Genomic DNA, 23545 nt, shown 5'->3' on the forward strand with positions numbered 1-23545 from the left:
CGTTAGTGGAAATGGCGATGGTAAAGGCGGCGGACGGCGTGGCGGTGGTGGAGGTAGGTGTCGAGCAGGTCCTGGGGGTCGAGGTCGGCGGTCAGGTGAGCCAGGAGACGAGCTTCCTGAGGATCGTTGGGGATTGAATTGGCGGATCTTTCCTGCACCAGCCGGCTGACGGCTTCCAGGCGGCGGTAGAAGTGTAAAGCGTCCACAAGGGCGGCGGCGGACTCTTCCTTGAGGGCGCCCTGGAGGCGGAGTTTGGAAAGGGCGCGGGCGGTGTTGGGCTCGGGCAGGGCCTGCGCCAGTTGCAGGCTCTGGACGATGAAATAGATGTCCATCAGGCCGCCCGGGCCGACCTTGAAGTCGTAGCGCTCCTCGTTTTTCTCTTCAGACAGCTCCTTTTCCTGGCGTTCTCGCAAGCCGGCCAAAGAGCTCCGTTCGTCCTTTTGGAGCGCTTGGGGGGAATTCCAGAAGAGGTCGGGACAGGGATCGTCCAAGTGGCGAGTCAGCACGGCGGACGCCTTGACGTAGGCCACCCGCTCCCAAGCCTCAGCCCGATCCTTGAGGTACCGGTGAAAGTCTGCAAGTGCAATGGCGGGGTCGCCGTGGCGGCCTTCGGGGCGCAGCCGGAAGTCGAGGCGGTAAGCGCGTCCGGCGGCCGTCAGCTCTTCCAGCAATCCGCGCAAGCGACGGACGAAGGCGTCCAACAGCGGCAGGTCGGGGACGTCCTGGCTGTGGAAGACCAGCATCAGGTCGAGGTCGGAGTGGTAGGTCAACTCCGATCCGCCCAGCTTGCCCAGGGCCAGGACAGCCATGGGGAGTTCCCGCAGATCGTCGATCGACTCCAGAGCTTCGTCAAAGGCCCATTTCAAGCAAGACGCAGCCAGCGAACTGAGCAGTCTGCGGGCCTGTTCGCCGGAGATGACTTCCTCCAGCTCCAGCACGGCAATCTTGAATTCTTCACGGCGCTTGAGTGTGCGCAGGGCATCGGCATCGGGACAGCCCTCGACCTCGATATCAGCGTCATCGGCCATGGCCTCTTTCCACTCCTCGGGGCGGTTCACCCCGTCCAGCAGTTCGGGGTTGGCGATAAGCGTTTCCGAGAGCAGGTTGCCTGCAGCCAGAATGTCGAAGAGCCGGGCCGCCAGGGAGCGGTTTTCCACCAGGCCGCGGTAGAGTCCGTTGCGGGCTCCGCTGGCTTCGGCCAGGCGGTCGAGGCGGCTGAAGAGGCGCTCGGCTCGAGGCATCCTCTGGGCGGCTTCGATCAGCGCCGGCGCCAGGTTGGCCACCAGATTGCGGAGCCGTGAAGGGGACTCGGGAAAGGCCGGAGCCGAGGCCAGCATCTGCAGTCCGTTTTGAATGACTTCGGGCTTTTCCACCTCCTTGCGCTTGAGCCAGTCAACGCCTTCTTCGCCCCTCAGGTCAGGATTGAGCAGCAGTTCCTCGAAGCCTTCAGGCAGGTGCTTGTCCTCGAAGAGAGACTCGAAGATCTGACGCACGTTGCTGCTGTGACGGCGCATCTCCGATTGCAGCGTGGGCCTTTCCTGCTGCTCGCCCTCGTCCTGATGCGGGGCCAGACGCATGAGCCGGCTGAGGACCTCCAGTTGGCGGGCATCTTCCGGCAGCGTATGGGTCTGGCGGTCCTCGGCCAGTTGCAGCTTGTGCTCGAGTATGCGCAAAAAGCGGTAGGCCTCGCGCAGGTCGCGGAAGGTCTGATGGGCGATGAATCCGCGGTCCACCAGCACCGTCAGGGCCCGCAAGGTCTGGGTCGTCCGCAGCTCGGCCTGTTCGCCCCCGTGCAGAAGCTGGAAAGCCTGCACGAAGAATTCCACCTCGCGGATTCCCCCGATGCCCAGCTTGACGTTGCGTTCCTCTTCACCCAAAGAACGCATCTTCTGGTCGGTGCGCCGCTTCAGCCAACGCACCTCTTCCACAGCCGCCAGATCGATATAGCGGCGGTAGACGAAACGTTGGGCCAGCTTCAGGAATCGCCGCCCCAGTTCGGCATGGCCGGCCACAACCCGGCACTTGATGAAAGCCAGGCGGTCGGCGGTGTCAGCCCAGGTCTCGAAATAGCTGCGGAAGGCTTCCAGAGAGTAGGCGATCTGGCCCGTGGAGCCCATGGGACGAAGTCGCAAGTCCACGCGGTAGAGGCTGCCTTCGCCGCTGGGTTCGCTGAGCATGCGGGTCAGAGTCCGCCCCAGGCGCAGCATGGCGCGGTCGTTCTCCCCCTGGTCGAAGACATAGACCAGATCGATGTCCGAGCTGAAATTGAGTTCGCAGCCGCCCAGCTTGCCCATGGCCAGCACGGCAAAAGAGGGCGAGGCCAATTCCGACTTGCGGCAGGCCAGCTCGAAAACGGACTGCAGAATGGCATCGGCCAAAGCCGAGATCTGGGACATGGAATCGGGCAGATCGATCAACTCGAGAACTTCCTGAGCCGCGATTCGCAGATTCTCCCTGCGGCGCATCCGGCGCAGTGCGTCCAGGGCCGAGGGGATGTGTTCGAAAGGCCTGACGGCGTCTTCGGCCTGGCGCAGGAAATAGTCGCGGTCCTGCGGCTGTTCGAGGTTTCCCCGGTCGAGAATCCAGTAGACGTACTCGGGGTTGCGGACGAAGGTCTGAGTCAGATAGCCCGACGACGCCAGAATCCACACCAGACGGGCCAGAGCCGCGCGGTTTTCCATCAAGAAAGAAATCAAGACGGCCGGGTTTTGCAGCGCCCCGAAGACATCTTCGAGGCGGGGAAGGACGGCGTCGGGATTGGGGCAATCGGCGATCTCCTCCAGCAGGGAAGAGAGCAAGTCGGCCAGGCGCTCGGGTTGGCCGATGCGGCGAGCCAGGCTTTGCAGACGCTCATCGGCCCGTGCCGGGTCGGTGAAACCGAAGCGGGCCAGGAAGGCTTCAGCTTCCCGGCCCGCCAACTCGGGCGAAAGAATGAGGTCCCGCGCCTGCATGGCTTCAGCATAGCCGATGCCCCTGTAGGCGCGAAGCCGCTAAATATCGAAGTAGAGGGCGAACTCGTAGGGGTGGGGCCGCAGCCGCATGGGTTCGACCTCGTGCTTCCACTTGTACTCCAACCAGCTTTCGATCAGGTCGGAGGTGAAGACATCACCCTGCAGCAGGTAGTCGTGGTCGTCTTTCAGGGCCGCCAGGGACTCCTCCAGACTGGCCGGGAGGTTGGCCACTTCGGCCATCTCTTCCGGCTCCAGGTCGTAGAGGTCTTTGTCCATCGGATCGGGCGGGGCGACCTTGTTCTGGATGCCGTCCAATCCCGCCATCATCATGGCCGCAAAAGCCAGATATCCATTGGCTGAAGGGTCGGGAGAACGGAATTCGATGCGCTTCGACTTCTCGCTGCGCGAGTAGGCCGGAATGCGGACGCAGGCGCTGCGGTTGCGCTGCGAGTAGATGAGGTTGATGGGGGCCTCGTATCCCGGCACCAGGCGGCGGTAGGAATTGGTGGTGGGGGCGCAGAAAGCCAGCAGCGAGGGAGCGTGCTTGAGGATCCCCCCGATGTAGTGGACCGCCTCGCGGCTCAGATCGGCGTAGGTTCCCGCCTGATAGAAGAGGTTCTTGCCATCCTTCCAGAGACTTTGGTGGCAGTGCATTCCCGAGCCGTTGTCGGTGAAAACCGGCTTGGGCATGAGCGTGACCGTCTTGTTGTGGCGGCGTGCAACATTCTTGATAATGTACTTGAACTTGAGCAAGTTATCTCCCATCTGACGCAGGGTATCGAAGCGCATGTCGATCTCGCACTGGCCGCCGCTGCCCACTTCGTGATGGTGGACCTCAACCTCGATTCCCACCTGCTTGAGCAGCAGCATCATCTCGGTGCGGATGTCCTGCAGAGAGTCCATGGGAGGGACGGGAAAGTAGCCTTCCTTGTAGCGCGGCTTGTAACCCAGGTTGGGCTGCTCGTCGCGGGCCGTGTTCCAGGGACCCTCGACGGAATCGACCTGGTGGAAAGAGCGGTTGGGCGAGACCTCGAAGCGAATGTCGTCAAAGACGAAGAACTCGGGCTCGGGACCGAAGTATACGGTGTCGGCGATGCCGGTGGATTGCAGATATTTTTCAGCCTTGGTAGCCACATAGCGGGGATCGCGGCTGTAGGGCTCGCCGGTGATGGGGTCGCCCACGTTGCAGAAGAGAACCAAGGTGGGCTCTGCCGTGAAGGGGTCTTCAAAGGCGCTCTCAGGATCGGGGAAGAGAAGCATGTCGCTTTCCTGGATCTTCTGGAAGCCCCGAATGCTGGAACCGTCGAATCCGAAGCCTTCTTCGAAACTGTCCTCGTCCAACATGTCCGACGTCACGGTAAAGTGCTGCCACAGCCCCGGCAGGTCACAAAACCGCAGGTCAACCGCCTTGATTTCACGCTCCCTGGCGAACTGGATGACTTCTTTGGCGTTCATTTTGCTCGGTCTCCTGAAAAGAGGTTTGCACTACTGGAAGGAGGGAGCGTAGCACATATCCTCTGACACGAGCGAGAGCGGAATACAAATATCGCCGAAATTTCGGATTTCCTTCTACACTAGACGGGAAAACGACCTATTTTGCGGCCTGCTGTAAGCGTAACTCCGGCAATTTGACGTCTGACGACTTACACTCCTAACTGAGAAAAAGCCGATTCGGTCGTTTTGAGAAAGGATCCGCTTCCAAACGGCCTGTGCTACTCTTTGCTTCATGTCCACGGAAATCATCTGCAAGAACAACGGGCCCCTGCGCATCTCGGGGGATTTCAAGATCTTCGATGCTGAGGGGAATCAATTCGACCTGGCCGGCCGCACGGTGATTTCGCTGTGCCGCTGCGGGCGCACCGGCAACTCGCCTTTCTGCGACGGCAGCCACAAGGAGTGCGCTTTTGATTCGGTTGTTGCAGCCCGCAAGCTGCCTCCGCCGCCCGGGAAGTAGCTCGAAACCCTCCACATTCGGTCAACCGGGGGGATTTGCGCCTCTAGCCCGGTCACGTCTGCATGTTCGTTTAACGTGTATTATGTCAATAAATGCGAGAGGGCTTAGGAGGTGTTGTCGTCGGCCGTGAAAGGCGGGCGCAGGAATGCGGCGCCCTTTTGCACCAAGATCATGCAGGGCCTCGCCCTACATCTTGTACTTGCCCAGGTCTTCCGGATTGAGGTTCTCGAGCCATTTCTTGACCTCTTCCGGATCGGCGTTCTCTTTTTCCAGCGTAATGTTGCGGGAGCTCTCGATCACCTGTTCGGTGACGAAGATGGGACAGTCGGTGCGCAGAGCCACGGCGATGGCGTCGGAGGGCCGGCTGTCGATGATGACGGGTCCGCCGTCCTGAATCAAATGAATGACGGCGAAGAACGTGCTCTCTTTCAATTCCGTCACCACCACCTTCTCCACCTCGCCTCCCAATTGGCCGATGAGATTCTTGATGAGATCGTGAGTCATGGGCCGCGGAGTGTCGATGCGTTCGATTTGAAGGGCGATGGCGTTGGCTTCGAAAATGCCTACCCAGATCGGCAAGAGCGTGGTCTTGTCGTTGTCTTGCAGGATTACGATAGGCGAGTTGGTGATGGGATCCATCATCAGCCCTTTGATTCTAAACTCGCGTTCCATGCTGCCTCCTCCGTGGGCCTCCAGCCAGGGCCGCGGGAGTCACGCGCTCTCCCTTGAGGCTGTTGGGACCGACATCTGTAATGCGTAGAGAGACGAATTCGCCGGCCTCTTCCTCTCCTGCGAAGTTGACGACCTTGCCGCTGAGGGTGCGTCCGAAGCGGTTTTCTCCGTCGCGGGCCAGGCCCTCTACAAGGACCTCCACTTCCCGCCCCAGATAGCGCTGCTTGTGCAGATCGAGCTGGATTCCCTTCTGCATTCTTTGCAGCATCATCAGGCGGCGTGTTTTCACGTCCTCCGGCACGTCGTCTTGCCAGGGCATGGCCTCGGTGTATGGCCGGGGCGAATATTTAAAGGAGAACATCGACTCGAAGCCCACTCGAGAAACGACTTCAAGGGTTCGCTCGAAGTCTTCCTCGCTCTCGCCGGGAAAACCGACGATGACGTCGGTTGAAAAGGCGATGGGACGGCCGCAGCGCTTGAATTTGTCCACCAGTTCCAGAAACCACTGGCTGGTGTACTGGCGCCGCATGCGTTTCAGCACCGAATCGGACCCCGATTGAAGAGGCAGATGCACCTGGTTGCAAATGTTGGGATAGGAGGCGATCACCTCGATGGCCTGGTCGCGGAAGTCGCGCGGATGAGGCGAGGTAAAGCGCACCCGCCGCAGGCCTTGGATCTCGGCCACCCGGGCCAGCAAGTCGGCGAACTTGAAGCCGGAATCGGAGGGGTCTTTGTAGCTGTTGACCGTCTGTCCCAGCAGCAGTACCTCGACGAATCCGTCTCCAGCGGCCTGGCGCGCTTCCTCCAGTATGTGAAGGGCCGGGCGGTTGCGTTCCCTGCCCCGGGTAAAGGGCACGATGCAGAAGCTGCAGCGCTTGTTGCAGCCTTCCATGATGGTGATGTTGGCGCGGAAGCCGCTGCTGCGGTCGACCGAGGAGATCTCGACGGGAGCCTTGTCCTCGAGAAATCGGGTGGCCACCCTGCCGGCCCCCTGTTTGGCGCGCCCTTGCCGCACTTCTTCCAGCAGGTCGGGAATCTCGTGATAGAGATGAGTCCCCACCACCAGGTCGACGAATGGCGCCCTGTCGACCATCGTCTCCCCTTCCTGCTGGGCCACGCAGCCCACCACGCCGATGGTGAATTCCGGATCGGCTTTCTTGCGCGACTTGAACTCTCCCAGACGGCTGTAAACTTTCTGAGCCGCCTTCTCGCGGACGCTGCAAGTGTTGAGGAGGTAGACGTCGGCCTGGTCGGGATGAGCGGCTGCCACCATGCCCTGATGGGAGAGAAGACCGGCAATCTTTTCCGAGTCGTGCTCGTTCATCTGGCAGCCGAAAGTCTCAATGTAATAGCGACGCGCCATAGACAGCCCATTCTACACCAAGAGGAGAGAAGCCGTTTCGCCCGGGCCCGGCGCCGGGCCTAAAAGAGGGCGTAGATGAAGGGGGCCACCGCGGACGATTCAGAGAAGACCAAAAGGATTCCGATCAGGACCAGAAAGAGGATGATGGGCGACAGCCAGAGCTTCTTGCGCACGCGCAGGAATTCGAACAGCTCGGCCAGGATGCTCAGCTTGCCCATAACCTCTTCAATTTAGCAAAAGCGGGCTCGATGATACAATAGCGGACGGCTTCGCAGACGCCCTGCAGCCGGGCTCCCAATAGAGAAGCTAATTTTTTAGCACAAATGCCGACCACGCCCCAACTCCCCTACCTGCACCTGCTCCGCTGTCCCCTCTGCGGCGCCCGCTTGGGGCAGAGCGGCCGGGTGCTGAGGTGCCTCGATTGCGACCGGGAGTTCGCTTTCAGCCAGGGAATCCCCTGCCTCTATCATCCTCATGAGGGAGCCGGCGATCCATCAGACGTCACCGCCCGCATCCGCGAGTTCTACGAGGAGCACCCTTTTCCCGACTACGACGATTTCGACAGCCTGGGCAGTCTTATGGACAAGGCCCGGCGGGGTGTCTTCGCCCGCCTGCTGGACGAGCAAATACCCTTCGGAGCCCGCGTGCTGGAGGCCGGCTGCGGCACCGGACAGCTCAGTTGCTTTTTAGGGATCGCCCATCGAACGGTGCTGGGCACCGATTTGTCGCTTTCCTCCTTGCGCTTGGCCCAGGACTTCCGAAACCGCCACGATCTGGAGCGGGTTTTCTTCCTGCAGATGAATCTCTTTCGTCCTGTCTTCGCCGAGCAATCCTTCGACGTGGTCATCTGCAACGGGGTGCTGCACCACACCTCGCATCCCTATGCCGGATTCCAGCGTCTGGCCCGCCTGGTGCGCCCCGGCGGACACCTCATCGTGGGCCTCTATCATCGCTGGGGACGCCTGGGCACCGACCTTCGCCGCATGCTTTTCCGTATCACTGGAGAGCGTTGGGCCGGGCTCGATCCCCGTCTGAGGCGCGCCCGCCTGAGCGCCGCCAAGCGCAAGGCCTGGTTCGAGGACCAGTACCGCAATCCTCACGAGGTCAAATACACCATCGCCAGCACGCTGGACTGGTTCAGGCCCAACGGTCTGGAGTTGGTCAAGACCATCCCCAAGACCCGCCTGGGATCGACCTTTTCCGCCGACGAACATCTGTTCCGTCCCGAGCCGCCCGGTGGCGGCCTGGCTCGGGCGGCCAAGGAGTTCTCGCAACTGTGGAGGGGCGCTCAGGAGGGCGGGTTCTTCACGCTCATCGCCCGCAAGCAAGGGGTTGCACTCCCCAATCCGTCCAGCCGCGCCGGAGAGTCCCATGCCGGATGACGCCCGCTCCGCCCCAGACACACGCCAGGAAGCGTCTCCGGCGGCGCCCGAGGCCGCACAGCAAAGACTGACGCCTGCCCGCAAGTTCAAGCTCTACTTGCTCAGCTTGGCTTTTTTCGCAGTGATTTTCCTGCTGCTGTCCGGTCTGGCTGAATGGGCCCTTCGCTGGTCGGCTCTGGACGATTCCGAGGAGAGCCGCGACCACGTCATGATGACTGGACGCCTTCCTATCACTTTCAAACCCGACTATCAGGGAGTGATTTGGGATGAGCCCTTCCGCACCAACCACTTCGGCTTCCGGGGCGAAGAGGACTTCCCGGCCGCCAAGCCTTCCGGCGAAGTGCGGGTGCTCTCGCTGGGCGACTCGATCGGATTCGGCCTGGGCATACCCTCGCGCGACCACTACACCAAGGTGGCTCAGCGGGCCCTTCAGCCCACCCTGACCAAACGCCTGCGCGTCATCAACGCCGGAGGACAGGGATACAGTCCTTCCAGCTACGCCGTTTCGCTGCAGACGCTTGGCCTGAGCCTGCAGCCCGACGCGGTTGTGATCGAGATCGAACTCTGCAACGACGTGACCGACGAAGCCCTGCTGCAGCGTGGCTTCCAGGCCTCTTCCCCGCCCCTGCTGCCCTATGCCGTCTACGGCGGCCGCTACCTGGTGGGGTGGGACGGGAATCTGCTGGCCTCCTACGTGCGGGGACCCTACCCCTGGGAGCGCACCTACGTGTGGACTGAATTGACGCGCCGCTGGCTCAATCTGCGTTTCCGCCTCGACCCCAACGAACCCTTTGCCTCGCAGCCCGAGCAGACTTATTACACTTTGGGCTTCGACCGCAGCCTGTTGACGCCGCAGCGTTTGGAAAGCGGCTGGCAGGGCCTTTTCGACACCCTGCAGGGAACCCATCAATGGCTGCACAGCCGGGGAGTGCCCTTTCTGCTCATGATCATGCCTTCCCGCTACCTCTACCGGGAGGGAGCGCCCGCCCGCCGCTCATTCGCCCTGGGACTCAAGGAACGCGCCCTGGAAATGGCCCAGGAGCGCTCCATTCCCTACCTGGACATGACGGAAACCGTAGGACAGGCGGGAGGCGCCGAGCTCTTCTTCGACTTCGCCCATCTGACGGCGCCGGGAAACCAGGCCGTTGGAATGCGTCTGGCCCAGGAACTGGCGCCCATGCTCGAGTCCATCACCCGGGAGAACACCCAGCGCCCATGAGCAAGAACGGCATCCGCATCTTGGGCATCTCGGCCTTCTACCACGACTCGGCGGCCTGCCTGCTGCATGACGGCAAGGTGGTGGCGGCCGTCCAGGAAGAGCGGTACACACGCGTCAAGCATGACAGCTCCTATCCATCCAACGCCATCGCCGCCTGTTTGCAGATGGGCGGAATCGAGTCCTCCGACCTCGACTATGTCGTCTTCTACGAGAAGCCCTTCTCCAAGTTTGAGCGCCTGCTGGAAACCTACGGCCAACACGTTCCCCGCGGCATCCGCTCCTGGCTCAAGTCGATCCCTGTTTGGATCAAGGAAAAACTGTGGATCAAGCAGACCCTGCAGGAGAAGCTGGACTTCGAGGGGCCGGTGCTGTTCGCCGAACATCACGAATCGCACGCCGCTTCGGCCTTTTATCCCTCGCCTTTCGAGAGCGCCGCCATCCTCACCGTCGACGGCGTGGGCGAGTGGGCCACTACAACGCTCGGACGCGGCCAAGGCAGCCAGTTGGTTCTGGAGCAGGAGATCCGCTTCCCCCATTCGGTGGGACTTCTCTACACGGCTTTCACCTACCACCTCGGCTTCAAGGTCAATTCGGGCGAATACAAAGTGATGGGACTGGCGCCCTACGGCCAGCCCCGCTATCTTGACCTGATCTTCAACGACTTGGTGGAGTTGGGCGACGACGGCTCCTTTCGACTCGATGGCCGCTACTTTGACTACGAAGCCGGACTGCACATGACCTCGTCCAAGATGAACCGGCTGCTGGGCCACCCTCCACGTGAACCAGAAAGCGAATTAACGCAATTTCATAAAGATTTAGCTGCATCGGCTCAGAAAGCGGTTGAGGAAATCCTGGTGCGTACGGCGCGCCACCTGCGCGGTCTCAGCGGAGAGCGCCGGCTGGTCATGGCGGGGGGCGTGGCACTCAACTGCGTGGCCAACGGACGCATCCTGCGCGAGGCTGGATTCGACGACATCTGGGTGCAGCCCGCCGCCGGAGACGCGGGAGGCGCCATGGGAGCCGCCCTGGCCGTGTGGCATCGCTACCTGGAGCGGCCCCGCCAGGTCCATTCAGCCGACAGCCAAAACGGCTCTCTGTTGGGACGCGCTTACAGCGACTCCGAGATCGAAGTCACCCTGAGAGGATACGGCGCCGTCTACCACCGGCTCGAGGAAGACGAGATGGACCGGCGGGCGGCCCGATGCCTGGCGGGGGGCGACGTGTTGGGATGGTTTCAGGGACGCATGGAGTATGGTCCGCGGGCGCTGGGCTCGCGCAGCATCCTGGCCGACCCGCGGGGCTCGGACAAGCAGGAGCAGGTCAACTTGTGCATCAAGTTCCGCGAGTCCTTCCGGCCCTTCGCTCCGGCTGTGCTGGAAGAACGGGCCGCCGACTACTTCGAACTCGACCGTCCCAGTCCTTATATGCTGCTGGTTGCACCCGTCCGCCCCGAGAAACGCCGGCAGTTGCCGTCCATCACCCACGTGGACGGCTCGGCCCGCGTGCAGACGGTGGACTCCGCACGCTTTCCCCGCTTCCACTCCCTGCTGCACAGCTTTCATGCCCAAAGCGGATGCCCGGTCGTGCTCAACACCAGCTTCAACGTCCGCGGCGAACCCATCGTCGAATCTCCCGACGACGCCTATCAGTGCTTCATGCGTACCGGCATGGATGCCCTGGCTATGGGGTCCTTCCTGCTGCTCAAAAGCGAGCAGCCCACAGGGCTGGAGGAACGATGAACGCCCTGCGCCGAATCTGGAAAGGCATGCGCGCCGTGCTCATGGCCATTGGAGGCGTGCTGGGCCGTGTTAACAATTTTCTCTTGCTGTCTATCGCTTTTTATGCTTTGCTTTTTCCGGTGGCCTGGGTTCGCAGGACCTTTTCCCGTAGGGAAGATCCGCCGGGATGGCTGCCGCGCAGGCCTTTGAAGCGCGAACACTTTGAGAAACAGTACTAGGGCCACACGGTGGCCAACAAGCACACACACGGGTCAAGTTTCAGCGACCGCGGTGAAGGCTCAATTGCCCTCGGCGGTTTGAGGCGGCTCGCTAGGATGTTAGGATTTGATTGTGAGAAAATTCACATTGATTCTTGCGTTTGGTTCCCTTTTTTTCGTCTGCTCCTTGTCGGCGCAGTCGGTGGTCAGCTTTGAGACGGTGGCGGAGGGCCTTCAACGTCCGGTCGGCATCACCCACGCCGGTGACGGCTCGCGACGGCTTTTTGTGACCGAGCTGGGTGGCCGCATCCGGGTGATCGCCAGCCGCCAATTGCTGGCGGAGCCCTTCCTCGACATCACCAACCGAGTCACCGAAGAGGGCGAGGGCGGCCTTTGGGACGTGGAGTTTCATCCCCGTTTCAGGGACAACGGACGCTTCTTCGTGGCTTACGCCACCGGACAAGGGGGACAGAGACGTCTTCGCATTGGCGAGTATTCGGTCGATCCCGACAATCCCAACCGGGCTCTGCCGACGGAAAAAATCGTGCTCAATATTCCCCATCCTGAGCAAATCCACTTCGGGGGCGATCTGGAGTTCGGGCCCGACGGCATGCTCTACATTTCCTCGGGCGACGGGTCAAGCGATCCCGAGGAGGACCGCAACGCCCAAAACCTGCAGATTCTCTTGGGCAAGATCCTGCGCATCAACGTCGAGACCGATCTTCCCTTCATCATCCCTTCCGACAATCCGCTGACGGGACGGTTCGGCGCCCGCGGCGAAATCTGGGCCTGGGGATTCAGGAACCCCTACCGCATGGCCTTCAGTCCCGACGGACGTCTTTTCGTCGGCGACGTGGGGGCGCAGCGCATTGAAGAAATCGACATCGTGGTCAGGGGGGGCAATTACGGGTGGAGCCACATGGAAGGCCCCGACTGCTTTCCGGTAACCCGCCAGGACTGCGAAGATCCCGAGTTCATCCTGCCTATCCACAGCTACGGGCGCAGCGACGGAGCCGCGGTGCTGGGCGGAATGTTCTACCGCGGGCCGCAGACCAGCCGCGTCTGGGGCGATTACATATTCGCCGACTTCATTAGCCGGCGATTCTGGTCGCTGCGCGAGGAGGGGCCGGGCCAGTGGTCCCGCCGCTACCTGGGGCGGACTCCTTCCTTCCTTCCCGCCGCCATCGGCCAAGGGGAGGACGGAGAATTTTATGTCAGCGATCTCGTGGGAGGACGAATCCACCGCGTGCTCTTCCGCGATTTTTCGCTGCTGGCCCAAGTGGCGGTGGGAGATAGCTCGGCCGGCCCGTTTTCCACCAATATCCACTTGCTCAACGACACCACGCGCGAAATCAGGGGCGATCTGTTCTTCTTTGATTCTGACGGAGAGCCGCTGAGCTTCACGATCGGCGAGGAAACTGAATCCGAGTTCCACTTCACTCTCCCGCCTGAGAGTTCGCGGGTTGTCGTACCCCGCGACGAGTCCGGGGAACTGCGTGTCGGTTGGGCGGCCTTCGTGGGTGACGGACCGATACGGGCCAGCGCTTTGTTTCAGCAGTTCGGGCCTGATTCCCGCCTGCTGGCCCAGGCGGGGGTGGACAACTCGCGTCTGGGACGCCGACTTGTAGCCCCGGCCCAACGCGACCTCGAAGCCTCTCTCGACACCGGGATCGCCGTCGTCAATCCCTGGCCCGCGGACACGGTCGAAATCACCCTGCGGGTCGTCGATGCCCAAGAGCAGGAATTGGCCTCCATGCAGTTCACCCTTGAGGCCCAGCAACACCGTGCGCTCTTCCTTTCCGAGATCGGAGTCCTCCCCCAGTCGCTGCAGGCCAAGCTGGTGGTGGACGCCGACCGCGAGATTGCTGCCACCGTCCTCCTCACCGCCAACGGCGTGGTCTCCGCCAGCCTTCCTTGAAGAGGGCGGTTACTGGACCCGTTTGATGATGTGGTATCCGTAGGGAGACTTGACCACGCCGATCTCGCCCAGGTAGAGGCGCATGCCCATCTTAGTGAACTCCGGGCCCAGAGGAGCGGTCAGGCTGACCACATAGGTGCCCGAGTTGGCGGCCGTGGTGGAATCTTCGCTGTATTCCTCCATCAGAGCCTGGAAGTCCTCCCCCTCCCGGGCTCTGCGCAACAGCTTCAGCACCAGGTCCCGGGCCTCCTCCAGGTCACGCTGGGCGGCCCGCCGGTCGAATCCGCTGCCGTAGATGCCGGCCAGATCCTTCCAGCCGATGAGGATGTGGCGCACCTCCGCCCTGCTGGTCACCAAGTCTCTCTCCAGAACGTGATGGGATTGAATGCTCTCCCCCTGCTGGGCCTCAGGAAGAGGCTTGCCGCCGCAGCCAACCGGGGCCATGAGAGCAGCCAGCATGGCCGCCGGCCCAATGACGCACTTCAACATCCAGTGCCGATCTGATCCAATGCACATCCTGCTTTGCCCGGATGCCTCCTGCATGCCCTGCCGCAGCCCCGTCACTTGAGGCGCGAAAGCAGTTCGGGAGAGAGGGCCACGGGCCGGCTGGCCCGCTTGTTTTGCTCCACGATGCTCCTGTAGACTTCTTCGCGGTGTACGGGAATTTCCCGCGGGGCCGCGATTCCGACCCGCACCTGGTCGCGGTCGACGGAGAGGATCTTGATCGTCACCTCATCTCCGATCATCAAGCTCTCTCCCGCCTTGCGCGTAAAAACCAGCATCGTTGCTCAAGAGTATGCCCCCCAGCCGGGCAACTGACAAGTTCCCAGATTGATCGCCAAGTCCGCAGCCGTGGCACCTGCAGGCATACCCGCCTCCATCCTCCTCGAACGCCAGGCCGACATCCGCGCCCTGAACCTGCGCGGCCGGCCGCTCAAAGAAAAAGTCAAGACTCTTCTCAAGCAGTGACGGCTCAGCCGTAACACCTAGGCGGATTCGGGGAGCAGGGGGGTGGCGGTGGAATAGGATGAGTTGAAGAGGATAACTTGGGCGGCTTTGCGGGTGGGGAGGTTGAGGACCACCGGGGCGAAGAGGTTGACGGTGGCTTTGGAGGGGTCTTCGTCGATGGTCACGATGCAAAAGACAGCCGCCTCTTCGGGACGTTCCAGGTCGAGCGACCGGCGGTCCTTCTTGGGCAGCTCGAAGTGGTAGTCGGAGTCTACCGCCTGGGGTGGCAGCAGCGGGAAAGAAATGGAGGGCTCCTCCACCGATTGCAGGAAACTGAAGGGCTGGAAGTCGGGGCTTTCGATGAGCAGGAAGCGCCTGAGCTTGGCGAATCCCGGCATGCCGTCGGGAAACTCGACGATGTCTTCCTCTTTGAAGGAAACCGGTCCGAAGCGGATGGTCTGCAGTTCTTGCGCTTGAGTCATCGCCAGTTTCATCTTGCCGCGATCATCCAATCAGGTCAAACAGCGAGACGCGCTGACGGGCGCCCGTCTGCAGGGTGGCCTGCAAACTGGTTTCGGCTGCGGTCAGTTCGGTGATGGCTTCGGCGATGTCGGCATCCTCGATTCCCGAGGCCTCCTGGACCAGTTGCAGCCTGGAGCCTTGGTGGGCTCTTTCGGTCTCCTCGGTGAGCCGCACCGCTTCGCCGATGCGCACGCGGGCCAGATCGATCAATTGCTCGGCGGCGCCGATCTCCTCCAGAAACGCCTTGGCCGCATCGCGGTCGCCGGCCCGGAAAGCTTCCACCAGGCCTGCGATGGAGTTAAGCAAGTCGGCGGACGGATCGGTGAAGATCTCCTGGCCGGGGATGGAGGTGAGGACGCTTCGGTTATCGGCAATCTCGACTTCCAGCCGCTCGCCGTCGCCCTGGTAGACGTAGCTGCCCCCCACGAGCTGATAAGGTTCGGTGTCGGTTTGGCTGCCCGAGAAGATCTTGCGTCCGTCGACTTCGCTGTCGGCAAGGCTGAGGATGCTGTTGAGAATCTGTTCGATTTCGTCGGCCACCGTCTCGCGCTGCTGCGGGTTGATGGTCTCGGTGAGGCCGAAGGCGCCCCGCTCGTGCACCACGTCAATCAGGTTGCGCAGCGAGTTGAGGACTTCATCAGCCGATCCCAGCCGCACTCTTGACTTCTGGATATTGCGCTGGAACTGGTTGATGCGCGATAGCTCGTCGCGCAAGCGCACCAGGCGCGCGCTGGGAGCGGGGTCCTGAGAGGGTTCATGCAGCTTTTTGCCCGAGCTGATCTCGCGGGTCCGCTTGAAGATCTGCTGGTTGATCCTGGCCAGGTTCTCCAACAGCAGGCTGAAGTTGGTTCGGTCGGCGACTCTCATGGCATCGTCCTTAAATCAGGTTCATGGTTTCTTCCAGCAGGCGGTCGACTACCTGGAAAAAGCGGGCGCTGGCCTCGTAGGCGCGCTGGAACTGGACCAGGTTGGCGGCTTCTTCGTCGAGCGAGACGGCGGAGACCGAATCGCGGGCGTTGGTGACCTGACGGACCACCACCTGCTGCACCGACAGGCTCTCCTGCACGTTGCGCGACTCCAGTCCCGCTCTGAAAACCACGTCGGAATGAAACTCGCTAAAAGTACTGTCTCCCAGCGCGGCGAAAGGCTGTTCGCGCAGGTCGGCGATCTGCTGGGCGATGTCGACGTTGCCGGGTCCGCTGCCGGGGTTGCGGGCCGCCACCTGGCGCGGATCGGAAATGGCGACGGAAAGGGTCCCGGCGGCGCCTCCCGGAGTGAAGGAGAAAAACGGCTGTCCGGCATTGCCGTTCAGGTCTTCCCCGCCGCTATGAGCGGCATTGACCTGGGAGGCGATCTCTTCGGCCAGCAGGTTGAGATCGCCGATGAAGCTGGGGATGGTCTGGCGGTCGAGCAGCAATTGGCCACCCAACTCCCCGCCGGTTATGTCGCCTGTCACTTCGCGGTTTTCCACGAAAATGGCGGTGCTGCCGGCCGAGGTCTCAGCGCGCAGCTCTTTGGTTTCCGTACCCAGGACCAAAGGGGCTCCTGAGGTGGTGGTGACATCGATGATTCCGTTTTCGTCGCTGACCACGCGGAATTCCACCAGTTGGGCCAGTTCTTCAAGGGCTTGTTGGCGTTGATCCTGAAAGACGCCGCCGTCCTGCCCCGAAGCGCCCGCTCGCGTCAATTCGCCGTTGAGGTCGGCGATGCGCTGGCTCAGCGAATTGATCTGGCCGACGGTATCCTCGATCTGCTGATGGTTGTCCAGGGCCAGCCGCCCCAGGCGTTGGAAGGCGGTATTGAACTGGTCGGCCAAGCGCTCGCCTTCGCTGATGGCAGCCTGGCGAAGCGCCAGTGAGGAGCCGTCGTTGGTGAGGTCGGAGAAGGAGTTGAAAAAGCGCGAGATCTGGTCGGGAATTCCGCTCTCGGTCGATGAAAAGACGGTTCCCTCTATCTGCTGCAGGCCGAATTGCTGTCCCTGGTAGAAGCCCTGGCTCTGAAGCTCGGTGATCAGGCGCCGTTCGATGAAGAAGTCGCGCACGCCTTCCACGCGGCTGATCTCGGCGCCCGTGCCTAAAAACCCGTAGCTGCGCAATTCGGGTCGGGTCGAGGTGAAAAGGGCCCGCTTGCGTGTGTAGCCTGCCGTGTTGACATTGGCCACGTTGTCGCTGACGACGGCCAGGCCGGCCTGGAAGTTGGTCAGCGACCTGACGTTGTTGCGCATGATTGTAAAAAGACCGCTCATGGTGTATTGCGTTCCTCGCTAGCTGCTGCGGTAGCGGTTCATCATGGTTCCCCGGCTGTCGTATCCGCCGGCCATTCCGTAGACCTGCTCGAGCATCCCCTGGGAGGCCGAAGCCGTGCGCTGGAGAAAGCGGAAGCGGCGCGCGTTGGCAATGCGCCAGTCGGCCGTCAGGCGAGCCAGTTCCCTGCCCTTCTCCCGTAATTCGGCGGCTTGATCAGGCGGAAGCGTATGAGCGAAGTCGGTGAGGCTGCTCCCCTGCAAGATCTGGGCTAACTGGCGGTTGAGTTCCTGCAATCGCGCAGCGTCTTGCTGATACTGCTGGTGGAAGCTCCGCAGTTGTTCGCCGTCGCGCTGGCTGAGGGCGTCCTGGAAGGCTTGGTCTCGCCGGGCCGACTGGCCGCAGCATTCGATTTGGGCATCGAGCAATTGGTGGAGGCGCGAAAGGTCTATCATCACACCCTCACGTCCAGGTTGTGGTCCTCAGGCTCGAAGGCGTCCTGGGAGTCGTCTTTATCAGAGTGGTTTCGGGAGTCCTCGGCGGGCCGCCGTCTGGGAGGCTTGCGCCGGACGAAACGGGAGTCGTAGAGCTCCTCGTTGGTGCGGTCGATTGCGGGCAATCCGTCAACCATGGCTTATCGTCCTTTCCCGACCGCCACGGCTTGAGGGCTTGCCGCCGTCCGTCTTCAACGTCCGGCTGACGATCGGAGTTAGGCTTGTTCGCTTAGGATGCTGCCTGTGATCAGAGCGTCAGCAACGCGCTCGGCGCGGATGTTGTAGGTGCCGTTGTCGAGTTGGCGGCTGATTTCCGCCACCCGTTCGGACCGCACATCCGGCGCTTCGCTGGCTTTCTCGACCAGGGGACGAATGTTGCGGCTGTCGGTGGAAAGTTCCAGCCGGTCTCCGCCCTGGTTGCTCTGATCGACGCGCCGGCCTTCTCCCGAATCAGCATTTTCGTTCTGCTTCTGGGCTTCGACCAGTGCGTCTAAAGGGTTTGTGCCGTCGATTCTCATTGCTAATAAAACCTCTCGACAGTGACTAGGAACCGTCGAATATGTGACCGTCGTCACTTTGCTTATCGGCTATGCCGAGCGCAACTTTAGAGGTTTCTAAAGAAATTCTCAAGAATCCGCCGCTCCTCCTGCTGCCTGGTTTTCCTCCGCCCGCTCCAGGTATTGCCGCATCTGCTCCGCCAGGCCGAATCCTCCTTGTTTGACCAACTCCTGGGCCAGGTGCTGGTCCATCATCGACATGTGCACGTCCTTGCCGGGAGCGTCCTCGAAAAGGCCGCTGGATCCGATGCTCTCGCGCATGACCTTGAGCAACTGGGCCACGAAGACCGCCTCGAACTGCCGGGCCATCTCTTCAAGCGAGGCCTGAGGACGCTGCTGGGCCTCTTTGAGCTGGATATTGGCGGTAAGAGCGTCGATCGATTTGATGTCCATTAGATGATCTCCAAATCGGCCTGCAGTCCGCCGTTGGCCTTGATGGCCTGGATGATGGCCAGGATGTCGCGAGGTGAGGCCCCGACGGCGTTGAGGGCCTGGATCACCTGGGCGATGGTGGCGCCTTCGGGAATGCGCACCGGTTGAGCTCGCTGCTCGGTGACCTCCACAGATTGGTTGGGCACCACGACGGTCTCGCCCTCGGACAGCGGCCCGGGCTGCGAGATGGCGAACTGGGTTCCCACTTCGACGGTCAGCGAGCCATGGACGATGGTGACTTCCGAAATCAGCACCTCCTTGCCGAAGATCACGGTACCGGTCTTCTCGTTGATCACGACTTTGGCGCGCACATCGACTTCGACGGGCTGGGTTTCGACCTGGCTGATGAAGTCCACCACCGATGGACGGTATCTCTGAGGCACGATCACGCGCACCGTGCGCGAGTCGATGGGTTGGGCCACATTCTGTCCCACCATGCTGTCGACGGCCGTGGCTACGCGCTTGGCGGTGACGAAGTCGTCCTCGAAGAGCACCAGGTCGAGGTAGTCGCGTCCCTGCAGCGAGAAGCCGACTTCACGCTCGACATAGGCGCCGTTGGGAACGCGTCCTACCGTGGGCTGGTTTTTCTGGATGGAGGTGGTGGCGGTGCTGACGGCGAAGCCTCCGATCGAGACCGGACCTTGAGCCACGGCATAGACCTGTCCGTTGGCGGCCTTCAGAGTCGTGCTCAAGAGAACGCCTCCCTGCAGGCTCTCGGCGTCTCCCAACGAAGACACGGTCACGTCGATGGTCGATCCGACGCGGGCGAAGGGCGGCAGAGTGGCCGTCACGGTGACGGCGGCCGCGTTGGATATCTGCAAGCGGCGCGGATCGACCTGGATGCCTTCGCGGTCCAGCATGTTGGCGAGCATTTGAGTGGTGAAGAAAGTCTGGCGGCTGTCGCCGGTACCGTCGAGTCCCACCACCAGGCCCTGCCCCATGAGCTGGTTGCCGCGTACGCCTTGAAAAGCCGCCACGTCTTTGATGCGCGAATCGGCGGCCTGAGTCCAGGCCGGGAGACCGAGCGCGATCAGCAGGACCAGGCCGAGGCGCTGGCGAGTTTGGCCTATACACAACATGTCGTCTCTCCCTCACGGATTGCCTAGAAGGGCCAGAAGCCCGACAAGATCTTGTAGAGAATGCCCGGCTTCTGAGCTCCGGACACGATTCCGCGGCCTTCCACCGAGATCTCCATTTCCGCCAGCGACGTAGAGGCCACGATGTTGTTGGAGGAGACATCGTTGGGCCTCACCACCCCGCGCACCACCACGATCTGGCGTTCTCCGTTGATGACCACTTCGCGATGGCCTTCCAGCAAGAGATTGCCGTTAGAAAAGACCTCCACCACGCGAGCCGTAACGTTGGTGATCAGGCTGTTGGAGCGGGTGGTGGAGGCGGTTCCCTGAAAGTTCGTTTGGCGGCTGCCGTCGAGCAGGCTGGGCAACTCGGAGATGTGTTTCTCCAGCCCCAGCAGACTGTCGGCGCCCGACTCGATGTCGCTGGCTTTGCTGCTGTCGGTCGTCGCCTGGCTGACGGCGCTGGTCGATTCGCGCACGGCGATGGTGACGATGTCCGCCACCTGGTAGGCCTTGACGTCGCGGAAGACGTCGGATCTTTGGCTGCGGTCGGTCCACAGCGAACCCGAGGCCTCGCGGTTGTCTTCGGGCAGGTTGCGGGCTTGCTCGACATACTGGGAGAGTCCTGAGCGGACGGGTCCCGGATGCTTGGCGGACTCGCCGCAGGCCGAGGCCAGCAAGGCTGACGCCGCGATCAAGGTGAAAGTGCGGAACATCTTCATTGTCGTGCCCTTCCTGGCAGATTGACTTGAACTTCTTTCTCGCCGCTGATGACGGCGCGCACGATGGTTTTGCTTTGCAGGTTTTCTACGGCGATCTGGTCGCCCAGCTTGCCGCCGCCTTTGGCCCGGCCGGTGGTGCTGACCATGAAGTGGGGCCCGCGGGCCACCAAGGTCACGATGTCGCCGTTGCGGACCATGTCGGGACGGTGCAGAAAGCGTCCGCTGAGGGGCTGGTCGGCGGCAAAGAAGCGCCGGGTGATGGTTCCCACGACCGCCTGAGCGTCGGAGAAGTACTCGCCCGAGCGCTGGATCTCACGCTGTTGCAAGCGCACGTCGGAGGCGGTAATTCGATGTCCCGCCGGCAAATCGCCTGCCGCCACCACCACGGGACGGTCGAGCGAAAGCGAGACGCGGGCCCACTGACTGCGCTGCAAGCGCCCGTCCAGCATCAGGTTGAGCTTGACGCTGAGATTGGAGAAGTTGCTCAATCGGTTGGGAGGCTCCACGGCGATCTCCAACTCACCCTTGGGCAGAACCAGGTCGGACGGGGCCTGCACGGCCACCACCCGATAGCCCTGAGGCTCGAAATGGGCCCGCACGGCTTCCTCCAGCTCAGCGGCACTGACCAGGCGGCTGGAGCGGGTGACCAGCACGCGGTCCTCTTCCATGACCAGGTCGACGTCGCTGAGGCGCCTGCCCCACTTGCGCAGCAGACCCTCGATCTCGGAACGGTTGATCCAGCGGTAGTTGCCCGCGTAGGGAGCGTAGCCCAAGGGGATGGCGGCCAACTCCGAGGTCTCGGGCGTAATGGAGGCGATGTCGCCCAGCACCAGGGTTTCCGCGTCGATCTCGGCTTGCGCCGCCACTCGGATGGTCTGGGCCTGCACCCAGGACAGCGAGGACAGCCACAGCACGATAAAGAATCCTGCCAGTGCGAGCAGTCTCCAACTGGACCGGTCAGATGTCTTTGCCAGGTTCATGACTAGCGGCTCAGGTTATTGAGTTCTTGATACATTTGATCGGCGGCCCGCAGCACCCGCGAGTTGGACTCGTAGGCACGCTGGCTGACGATCAAATTAACCATTTCTTCCACGATGTTAACGTTGCTGCTCTCGAGGAACTTGTGAAGCAGCGATCCCATTCCGTTCTCGCCCGGGATGCCGTCCACAGCGTCTCCGCTGGCGGCCGTGGGCAGGTAGAGGTTGCGCCCGATGCTGTTGAGTCCGGCGGGGTTGGCGAAGTTGGCCAACTGGATCTGCCCCGCCTGCTGCGCGTTGGGGTCTCCCGGAAGGTTGTAGGAGACGGTGCCGTCGGCGCCGATCAGCACGTTGGTGGCCTCGGTGGGAATGGTGATCTGAGGCTCCAGCGGATCGCCGTTGGCGGTCACCATGATGCCGTCGCGGGAAAGATGGAAGTTTCCGGCGCGGGAATAGGCAGTGTTGCCGTCGGCCAGGCGGACGCGGAAGAATCCGGCCCCCTCGATGGCCACGTCGAAGTCGTTACCGGTCTGAATGTAGTCGCCCTGCAGAAAGACGATGCCGTTCGAGACGGCCCGCGTCCCCAGCCCGATCTGGAGTCCCGTCGGGACTTCCGTGGCCGTGGTGGCGTTTCCGCCCGGAGAGACCAGGTTCTGATAAAGCAGGTCCTCGAACTGTGTGCGGCGCTGCTTGAATCCGGTCGTGTTGGTGTTGGCCAGATTGTGGGAAATATTGTCGATGTTGGTCTGGGTGGCCTCCATCCCGCTGGCCGCGCTGTACATTGCTCTCAACATGTCGTTTACCTTTCCGGGGACGCTCAGGCGTTGACCCGCGCGATCTCGTCGATGGCTCGGCGATCGACGTCTTGACTCATCATTCTCATGGCCCGGGCCAGCATTTCGAAGGTGCGCATGTTGTGCATGGCGTCAGCCAGTCCGGCCACCGGGTTGACATTGGACCGTTCCAGGAATCCTTGCTTGACCGAGAGGTTCTCGGGCGGCAGTGGCTCCGCTCCCTGGGGAGCCTGGAAAAGCACGCTGCCGGCTTTGACCAGTTGAGCCTTATCTTGGAAGTCGACGATTTGAATTCGCCCTGCCAGTACTCCGTCGACGCTCACGTCGCCCAGCGATCCCACCTCCACTTGGCCTTCCGGCAAGATGATGGGGCGGTTGTTTTCGTTGAGCAGAGGCTCGCCCGCGGCGCTGACGATGCGGCGGTTGGCGTCGAGCGTGAATTGCCCGTTGCGCGTGTAGCTGACGCCTTCTCCGGTCTGGACGGCGAAAAAGCCGTCCGAGGCCAAGGCCAGATCGAGGGGATTGTCGGTGCGCTGCAGGGTGCCGGCGCTGAAGTTGGTGCGCGACTCTTCGGCCACCACCGAATCTGCCAGGGCCCGCTCCAGAGGATTTCCACGCACCCGATTGAAGATGCCGTAGAAGACCATGTCGCGCTTGTAGCCGGCCACGCCCGCGTTGGCCACGTTGTTGGCGCTCACCTCCAAGGCCTGGGCCCGGCTCTTCATTCCGGCCGCTGCGATATAGAGTCCGTGGTTCATGGTTTACCTCGATCCTTTCCTGCCGTCCTCGATTGCATGCCTCATGCCAAATCTGAAAAGCCCGCGGGTCTTGGATTTGAGGCCTGCCGCGAAGGTCAATTGGGCAACTCTTGCCCACTCTCGCAGGCAGAAGCTGCCGCCGCGGCTTGAGTGCCCAGGAACTGCTTGAGTCCCAGCACCAGGTCGGTCTCGCCCTGGTAGACGTTCAGGCGCCGCGAAATGTCCTGGGCGGGAACCCCTCGGCGCGCCAGGGTGTAGATGTGATGCTTCTTGTCGATGGAATTGTAGCGTCGGCTCGAGGACCTGCGGCTGCCCCCCTGCACGGGCCCGGACGTTTCCTTGAGGCGTGAAGCGGCCAGGCTGTCCTGGCGCTTCTCCAGCTTCTTGACGTGGACGCGCAGGTCTTGGATCTCTTCCTGCAGCCGTTGTCCAATCTGTAGCTGGCTCTCTTGCAGCCGGCGGCTGTCCCGGCGCTGATTTCTGCGCACCTTGGCGATCAGATCGAGCGTCTTGCGGTCGCCCCGCCCCAGCAGCGCGCCTAAAGCCAACAGGTTGACCAGCAGCGAGAGTCCGATGGCGGCCAAGCCGATGGTGAGCGGATCCAGTTGTTGCAGATATTGCATCATG

General features: G+C 62.0%; 27 protein-coding genes. 7 read left to right on the forward strand and 20 right to left on the reverse strand.

The window, feature by feature from the left end:
• Positions 1-2: 2 nt before the first annotated feature.
• A complete protein-coding gene (locus tag VLU25_04260; GenBank protein ID HSR67131.1) occupies positions 3-2951 on the reverse strand; it encodes a DUF294 nucleotidyltransferase-like domain-containing protein in 2949 nt (982 codons plus the stop codon).
• A 39-nt stretch (positions 2952-2990) separates the two neighbouring features.
• A complete protein-coding gene (gene glnA, locus VLU25_04265) occupies positions 2991-4406 on the reverse strand; it encodes a type I glutamate--ammonia ligase (protein ID HSR67132.1) in 1416 nt (471 codons plus the stop codon).
• Between the two features lie 271 nt (positions 4407-4677).
• Between glnA and VLU25_04270 the strand changes: the two genes are divergently transcribed.
• The gene (locus tag VLU25_04270; protein ID HSR67133.1) at positions 4678-4905 is read left to right on the forward strand and encodes a CDGSH iron-sulfur domain-containing protein; all 228 of its coding nucleotides are present in this window, start codon (positions 4678-4680) and stop codon (positions 4903-4905) included.
• Between the two features lie 186 nt (positions 4906-5091).
• Here VLU25_04270 and VLU25_04275 read toward each other — a convergent pair whose 3' ends face one another.
• The 3 genes from VLU25_04275 to VLU25_04285 are packed head-to-tail and all read right to left on the reverse strand — an operon-like array spanning position 5092 to position 7158.
• Complete coding sequence (locus VLU25_04275; protein HSR67134.1) at positions 5092-5577, reverse strand: bifunctional nuclease family protein; 486 nt, start codon at positions 5575-5577, stop codon at positions 5092-5094.
• Positions 5561-6940 carry a tRNA (N6-isopentenyl adenosine(37)-C2)-methylthiotransferase MiaB gene (gene miaB / locus VLU25_04280; GenBank protein ID HSR67135.1) on the reverse strand — a complete coding sequence of 460 codons (1380 nt, stop codon included), beginning with the start codon at positions 6938-6940 and terminating at the stop codon, positions 5561-5563. Before miaB ends, VLU25_04275 begins: the two co-directional genes overlap by 17 nt.
• A gap of 59 nt (positions 6941-6999) precedes the next feature.
• Positions 7000-7158: a DUF5989 family protein gene (locus VLU25_04285; protein HSR67136.1), complete on the reverse strand. Its 159-nt coding sequence runs from the start codon at positions 7156-7158 to the stop codon at positions 7000-7002.
• 105 nt (positions 7159-7263) lie between these two features.
• Here VLU25_04285 and VLU25_04290 point away from each other — a divergent pair, with 105 nt between their 5' ends.
• The 5 genes from VLU25_04290 (at position 7264) to VLU25_04310 (ending at position 13395) form a co-directional block, all read left to right on the forward strand.
• Positions 7264-8322 (forward strand): class I SAM-dependent methyltransferase, encoded by a 1059-nt coding sequence (locus VLU25_04290; protein ID HSR67137.1) that lies wholly within the window; start codon positions 7264-7266, stop codon positions 8320-8322.
• Complete coding sequence (locus VLU25_04295; GenBank protein ID HSR67138.1) at positions 8312-9541, forward strand: hypothetical protein; 1230 nt, start codon at positions 8312-8314, stop codon at positions 9539-9541. The genes VLU25_04290 and VLU25_04295 overlap by 11 nt, the downstream gene beginning before the upstream one ends.
• A complete protein-coding gene (locus tag VLU25_04300; GenBank protein HSR67139.1) occupies positions 9538-11280 on the forward strand; it encodes a carbamoyltransferase in 1743 nt (580 codons plus the stop codon). The genes VLU25_04295 and VLU25_04300 overlap by 4 nt, the downstream gene beginning before the upstream one ends.
• Positions 11277-11498: a hypothetical protein gene (locus VLU25_04305; GenBank protein ID HSR67140.1), complete on the forward strand. Its 222-nt coding sequence runs from the start codon at positions 11277-11279 to the stop codon at positions 11496-11498. The genes VLU25_04300 and VLU25_04305 overlap by 4 nt, the downstream gene beginning before the upstream one ends.
• A gap of 112 nt (positions 11499-11610) precedes the next feature.
• Positions 11611-13395 carry a PQQ-dependent sugar dehydrogenase gene (locus VLU25_04310; GenBank protein HSR67141.1) on the forward strand — a complete coding sequence of 595 codons (1785 nt, stop codon included), beginning with the start codon at positions 11611-11613 and terminating at the stop codon, positions 13393-13395.
• Positions 13396-13404: 9 nt separating this feature from the next.
• On the opposite strand, the gene VLU25_04315 is transcribed toward VLU25_04310, so the two are convergent.
• Both VLU25_04315 and csrA read right to left on the reverse strand, forming a co-directional pair.
• Positions 13405-13884, reverse strand: a complete 480-nt coding sequence (locus VLU25_04315; GenBank protein HSR67142.1) for a peptidylprolyl isomerase — start codon at positions 13882-13884, stop codon at positions 13405-13407.
• A gap of 71 nt (positions 13885-13955) precedes the next feature.
• Entirely contained in the window at positions 13956-14177 is a 222-nt protein-coding gene (gene csrA / locus VLU25_04320; GenBank protein HSR67143.1) for a carbon storage regulator CsrA, read from the reverse strand.
• Positions 14178-14226: 49 nt separating this feature from the next.
• Here csrA and VLU25_04325 point away from each other — a divergent pair, with 49 nt between their 5' ends.
• Positions 14227-14364 carry a hypothetical protein gene (locus VLU25_04325; GenBank protein ID HSR67144.1) on the forward strand — a complete coding sequence of 46 codons (138 nt, stop codon included), beginning with the start codon at positions 14227-14229 and terminating at the stop codon, positions 14362-14364.
• A 17-nt stretch (positions 14365-14381) separates the two neighbouring features.
• Here the strand turns inward: VLU25_04325 and VLU25_04330 are convergent, their stop codons facing one another.
• The 13 genes from VLU25_04330 to VLU25_04390 all read right to left on the reverse strand — a co-directional run bounded on the left by VLU25_04330 (position 14382) and on the right by VLU25_04390 (position 23544).
• Positions 14382-14837, reverse strand: coding sequence for a flagellar assembly protein FliW (locus VLU25_04330; GenBank protein ID HSR67145.1), 456 nt, complete (start codon positions 14835-14837; stop codon positions 14382-14384).
• 10 nt (positions 14838-14847) lie between these two features.
• Positions 14848-15732 carry a flagellar hook-associated protein FlgL gene (flgL, locus tag VLU25_04335; protein ID HSR67146.1) on the reverse strand — a complete coding sequence of 295 codons (885 nt, stop codon included), beginning with the start codon at positions 15730-15732 and terminating at the stop codon, positions 14848-14850.
• A 10-nt stretch (positions 15733-15742) separates the two neighbouring features.
• Complete coding sequence (flgK, locus tag VLU25_04340) at positions 15743-17110, reverse strand: flagellar hook-associated protein FlgK (protein ID HSR67147.1); 1368 nt, start codon at positions 17108-17110, stop codon at positions 15743-15745.
• 18 nt (positions 17111-17128) lie between these two features.
• On the reverse strand, positions 17129-17563 hold the full coding sequence (flgN, locus tag VLU25_04345) for a flagellar export chaperone FlgN (GenBank protein ID HSR67148.1): 435 nt from the start codon (positions 17561-17563) through the stop codon (positions 17129-17131).
• Positions 17563-17739, reverse strand: a complete 177-nt coding sequence (locus VLU25_04350; protein HSR67149.1) for a hypothetical protein — start codon at positions 17737-17739, stop codon at positions 17563-17565. The genes flgN and VLU25_04350 overlap by 1 nt, the downstream gene beginning before the upstream one ends.
• 78 nt (positions 17740-17817) lie before the next feature.
• Positions 17818-18120: a flagellar biosynthesis anti-sigma factor FlgM gene (gene flgM / locus VLU25_04355; protein HSR67150.1), complete on the reverse strand. Its 303-nt coding sequence runs from the start codon at positions 18118-18120 to the stop codon at positions 17818-17820.
• 108 nt (positions 18121-18228) lie between these two features.
• The gene (locus tag VLU25_04360) at positions 18229-18552 is read right to left on the reverse strand and encodes a rod-binding protein (GenBank protein ID HSR67151.1); all 324 of its coding nucleotides are present in this window, start codon (positions 18550-18552) and stop codon (positions 18229-18231) included.
• Positions 18552-19670 carry a flagellar basal body P-ring protein FlgI gene (locus VLU25_04365; protein HSR67152.1) on the reverse strand — a complete coding sequence of 373 codons (1119 nt, stop codon included), beginning with the start codon at positions 19668-19670 and terminating at the stop codon, positions 18552-18554. The genes VLU25_04360 and VLU25_04365 overlap by 1 nt, the downstream gene beginning before the upstream one ends.
• A gap of 23 nt (positions 19671-19693) precedes the next feature.
• A complete protein-coding gene (locus VLU25_04370; protein HSR67153.1) occupies positions 19694-20389 on the reverse strand; it encodes a flagellar basal body L-ring protein FlgH in 696 nt (231 codons plus the stop codon).
• Positions 20386-21369, reverse strand: a complete 984-nt coding sequence (gene flgA, locus VLU25_04375) for a flagellar basal body P-ring formation chaperone FlgA (protein ID HSR67154.1) — start codon at positions 21367-21369, stop codon at positions 20386-20388. The genes VLU25_04370 and flgA overlap by 4 nt, the downstream gene beginning before the upstream one ends.
• Positions 21370-21371: 2 nt before the next feature.
• Positions 21372-22160 carry a flagellar basal-body rod protein FlgG gene (flgG, locus tag VLU25_04380; GenBank protein HSR67155.1) on the reverse strand — a complete coding sequence of 263 codons (789 nt, stop codon included), beginning with the start codon at positions 22158-22160 and terminating at the stop codon, positions 21372-21374.
• A gap of 23 nt (positions 22161-22183) precedes the next feature.
• The gene (locus tag VLU25_04385; protein ID HSR67156.1) at positions 22184-22918 is read right to left on the reverse strand and encodes a flagellar hook-basal body protein; all 735 of its coding nucleotides are present in this window, start codon (positions 22916-22918) and stop codon (positions 22184-22186) included.
• A 95-nt stretch (positions 22919-23013) separates the two neighbouring features.
• Entirely contained in the window at positions 23014-23544 is a 531-nt protein-coding gene (locus VLU25_04390) for a hypothetical protein (GenBank protein HSR67157.1), read from the reverse strand.
• Position 23545 lies beyond the last annotated feature (1 nt).

The sequence above is a fragment of the Acidobacteriota bacterium genome (assembly GCA_035471785.1).
GTDB lineage: Bacteria > Acidobacteriota > UBA6911 > RPQK01 > DATIPO01 > JANQFM01.

Bases quoted from the DNA above. Each gene is read 5' to 3' on its own strand.
- flgA (HSR67154.1), bottom strand. From the start codon at position 21,369: ATGAACCTGGCAAAGACATCTGACCGGTCCAGTTGGAGACTGCTCGCA.
- miaB (HSR67135.1), bottom strand. From the start codon at position 6,940: ATGGCGCGTCGCTATTACATTGAGACTTTCGGCTGCCAGATGAACGAG.
- VLU25_04370 (HSR67153.1), bottom strand. From the start codon at position 20,389: ATGAAGATGTTCCGCACTTTCACCTTGATCGCGGCGTCAGCCTTGCTG.
- glnA (HSR67132.1), bottom strand. From the start codon at position 4,406: ATGAACGCCAAAGAAGTCATCCAGTTCGCCAGGGAGCGTGAAATCAAG.
- VLU25_04300 (HSR67139.1), top strand. From the start codon at position 9,538: ATGAGCAAGAACGGCATCCGCATCTTGGGCATCTCGGCCTTCTACCAC.
- VLU25_04350 (HSR67149.1), bottom strand. From the start codon at position 17,739: ATGGTTGACGGATTGCCCGCAATCGACCGCACCAACGAGGAGCTCTAC.
- VLU25_04330 (HSR67145.1), bottom strand. From the start codon at position 14,837: ATGAAACTGGCGATGACTCAAGCGCAAGAACTGCAGACCATCCGCTTC.
- VLU25_04270 (HSR67133.1), top strand. From the start codon at position 4,678: ATGTCCACGGAAATCATCTGCAAGAACAACGGGCCCCTGCGCATCTCG.
- flgN (HSR67148.1), bottom strand. From the start codon at position 17,563: ATGATAGACCTTTCGCGCCTCCACCAATTGCTCGATGCCCAAATCGAA.
- VLU25_04295 (HSR67138.1), top strand. From the start codon at position 8,312: ATGCCGGATGACGCCCGCTCCGCCCCAGACACACGCCAGGAAGCGTCT.
- VLU25_04285 (HSR67136.1), bottom strand. From the start codon at position 7,158: ATGGGCAAGCTGAGCATCCTGGCCGAGCTGTTCGAATTCCTGCGCGTG.
- VLU25_04390 (HSR67157.1), bottom strand. From the start codon at position 23,544: ATGATGCAATATCTGCAACAACTGGATCCGCTCACCATCGGCTTGGCC.
- flgM (HSR67150.1), bottom strand. From the start codon at position 18,120: ATGAGAATCGACGGCACAAACCCTTTAGACGCACTGGTCGAAGCCCAG.
- VLU25_04360 (HSR67151.1), bottom strand. From the start codon at position 18,552: ATGGACATCAAATCGATCGACGCTCTTACCGCCAATATCCAGCTCAAA.
- VLU25_04290 (HSR67137.1), top strand. From the start codon at position 7,264: ATGCCGACCACGCCCCAACTCCCCTACCTGCACCTGCTCCGCTGTCCC.
- VLU25_04315 (HSR67142.1), bottom strand. From the start codon at position 13,884: ATGTTGAAGTGCGTCATTGGGCCGGCGGCCATGCTGGCTGCTCTCATG.
- VLU25_04260 (HSR67131.1), bottom strand. From the start codon at position 2,951: ATGCAGGCGCGGGACCTCATTCTTTCGCCCGAGTTGGCGGGCCGGGAA.
- VLU25_04275 (HSR67134.1), bottom strand. From the start codon at position 5,577: ATGGAACGCGAGTTTAGAATCAAAGGGCTGATGATGGATCCCATCACC.
- VLU25_04385 (HSR67156.1), bottom strand. From the start codon at position 22,918: ATGAACCACGGACTCTATATCGCAGCGGCCGGAATGAAGAGCCGGGCC.
- VLU25_04365 (HSR67152.1), bottom strand. From the start codon at position 19,670: ATGTTGTGTATAGGCCAAACTCGCCAGCGCCTCGGCCTGGTCCTGCTG.
- VLU25_04305 (HSR67140.1), top strand. From the start codon at position 11,277: ATGAACGCCCTGCGCCGAATCTGGAAAGGCATGCGCGCCGTGCTCATG.
- csrA (HSR67143.1), bottom strand. From the start codon at position 14,177: ATGCTGGTTTTTACGCGCAAGGCGGGAGAGAGCTTGATGATCGGAGAT.
- flgL (HSR67146.1), bottom strand. From the start codon at position 15,732: ATGAGAGTCGCCGACCGAACCAACTTCAGCCTGCTGTTGGAGAACCTG.
- flgG (HSR67155.1), bottom strand. From the start codon at position 22,160: ATGTTGAGAGCAATGTACAGCGCGGCCAGCGGGATGGAGGCCACCCAG.
- flgK (HSR67147.1), bottom strand. From the start codon at position 17,110: ATGAGCGGTCTTTTTACAATCATGCGCAACAACGTCAGGTCGCTGACC.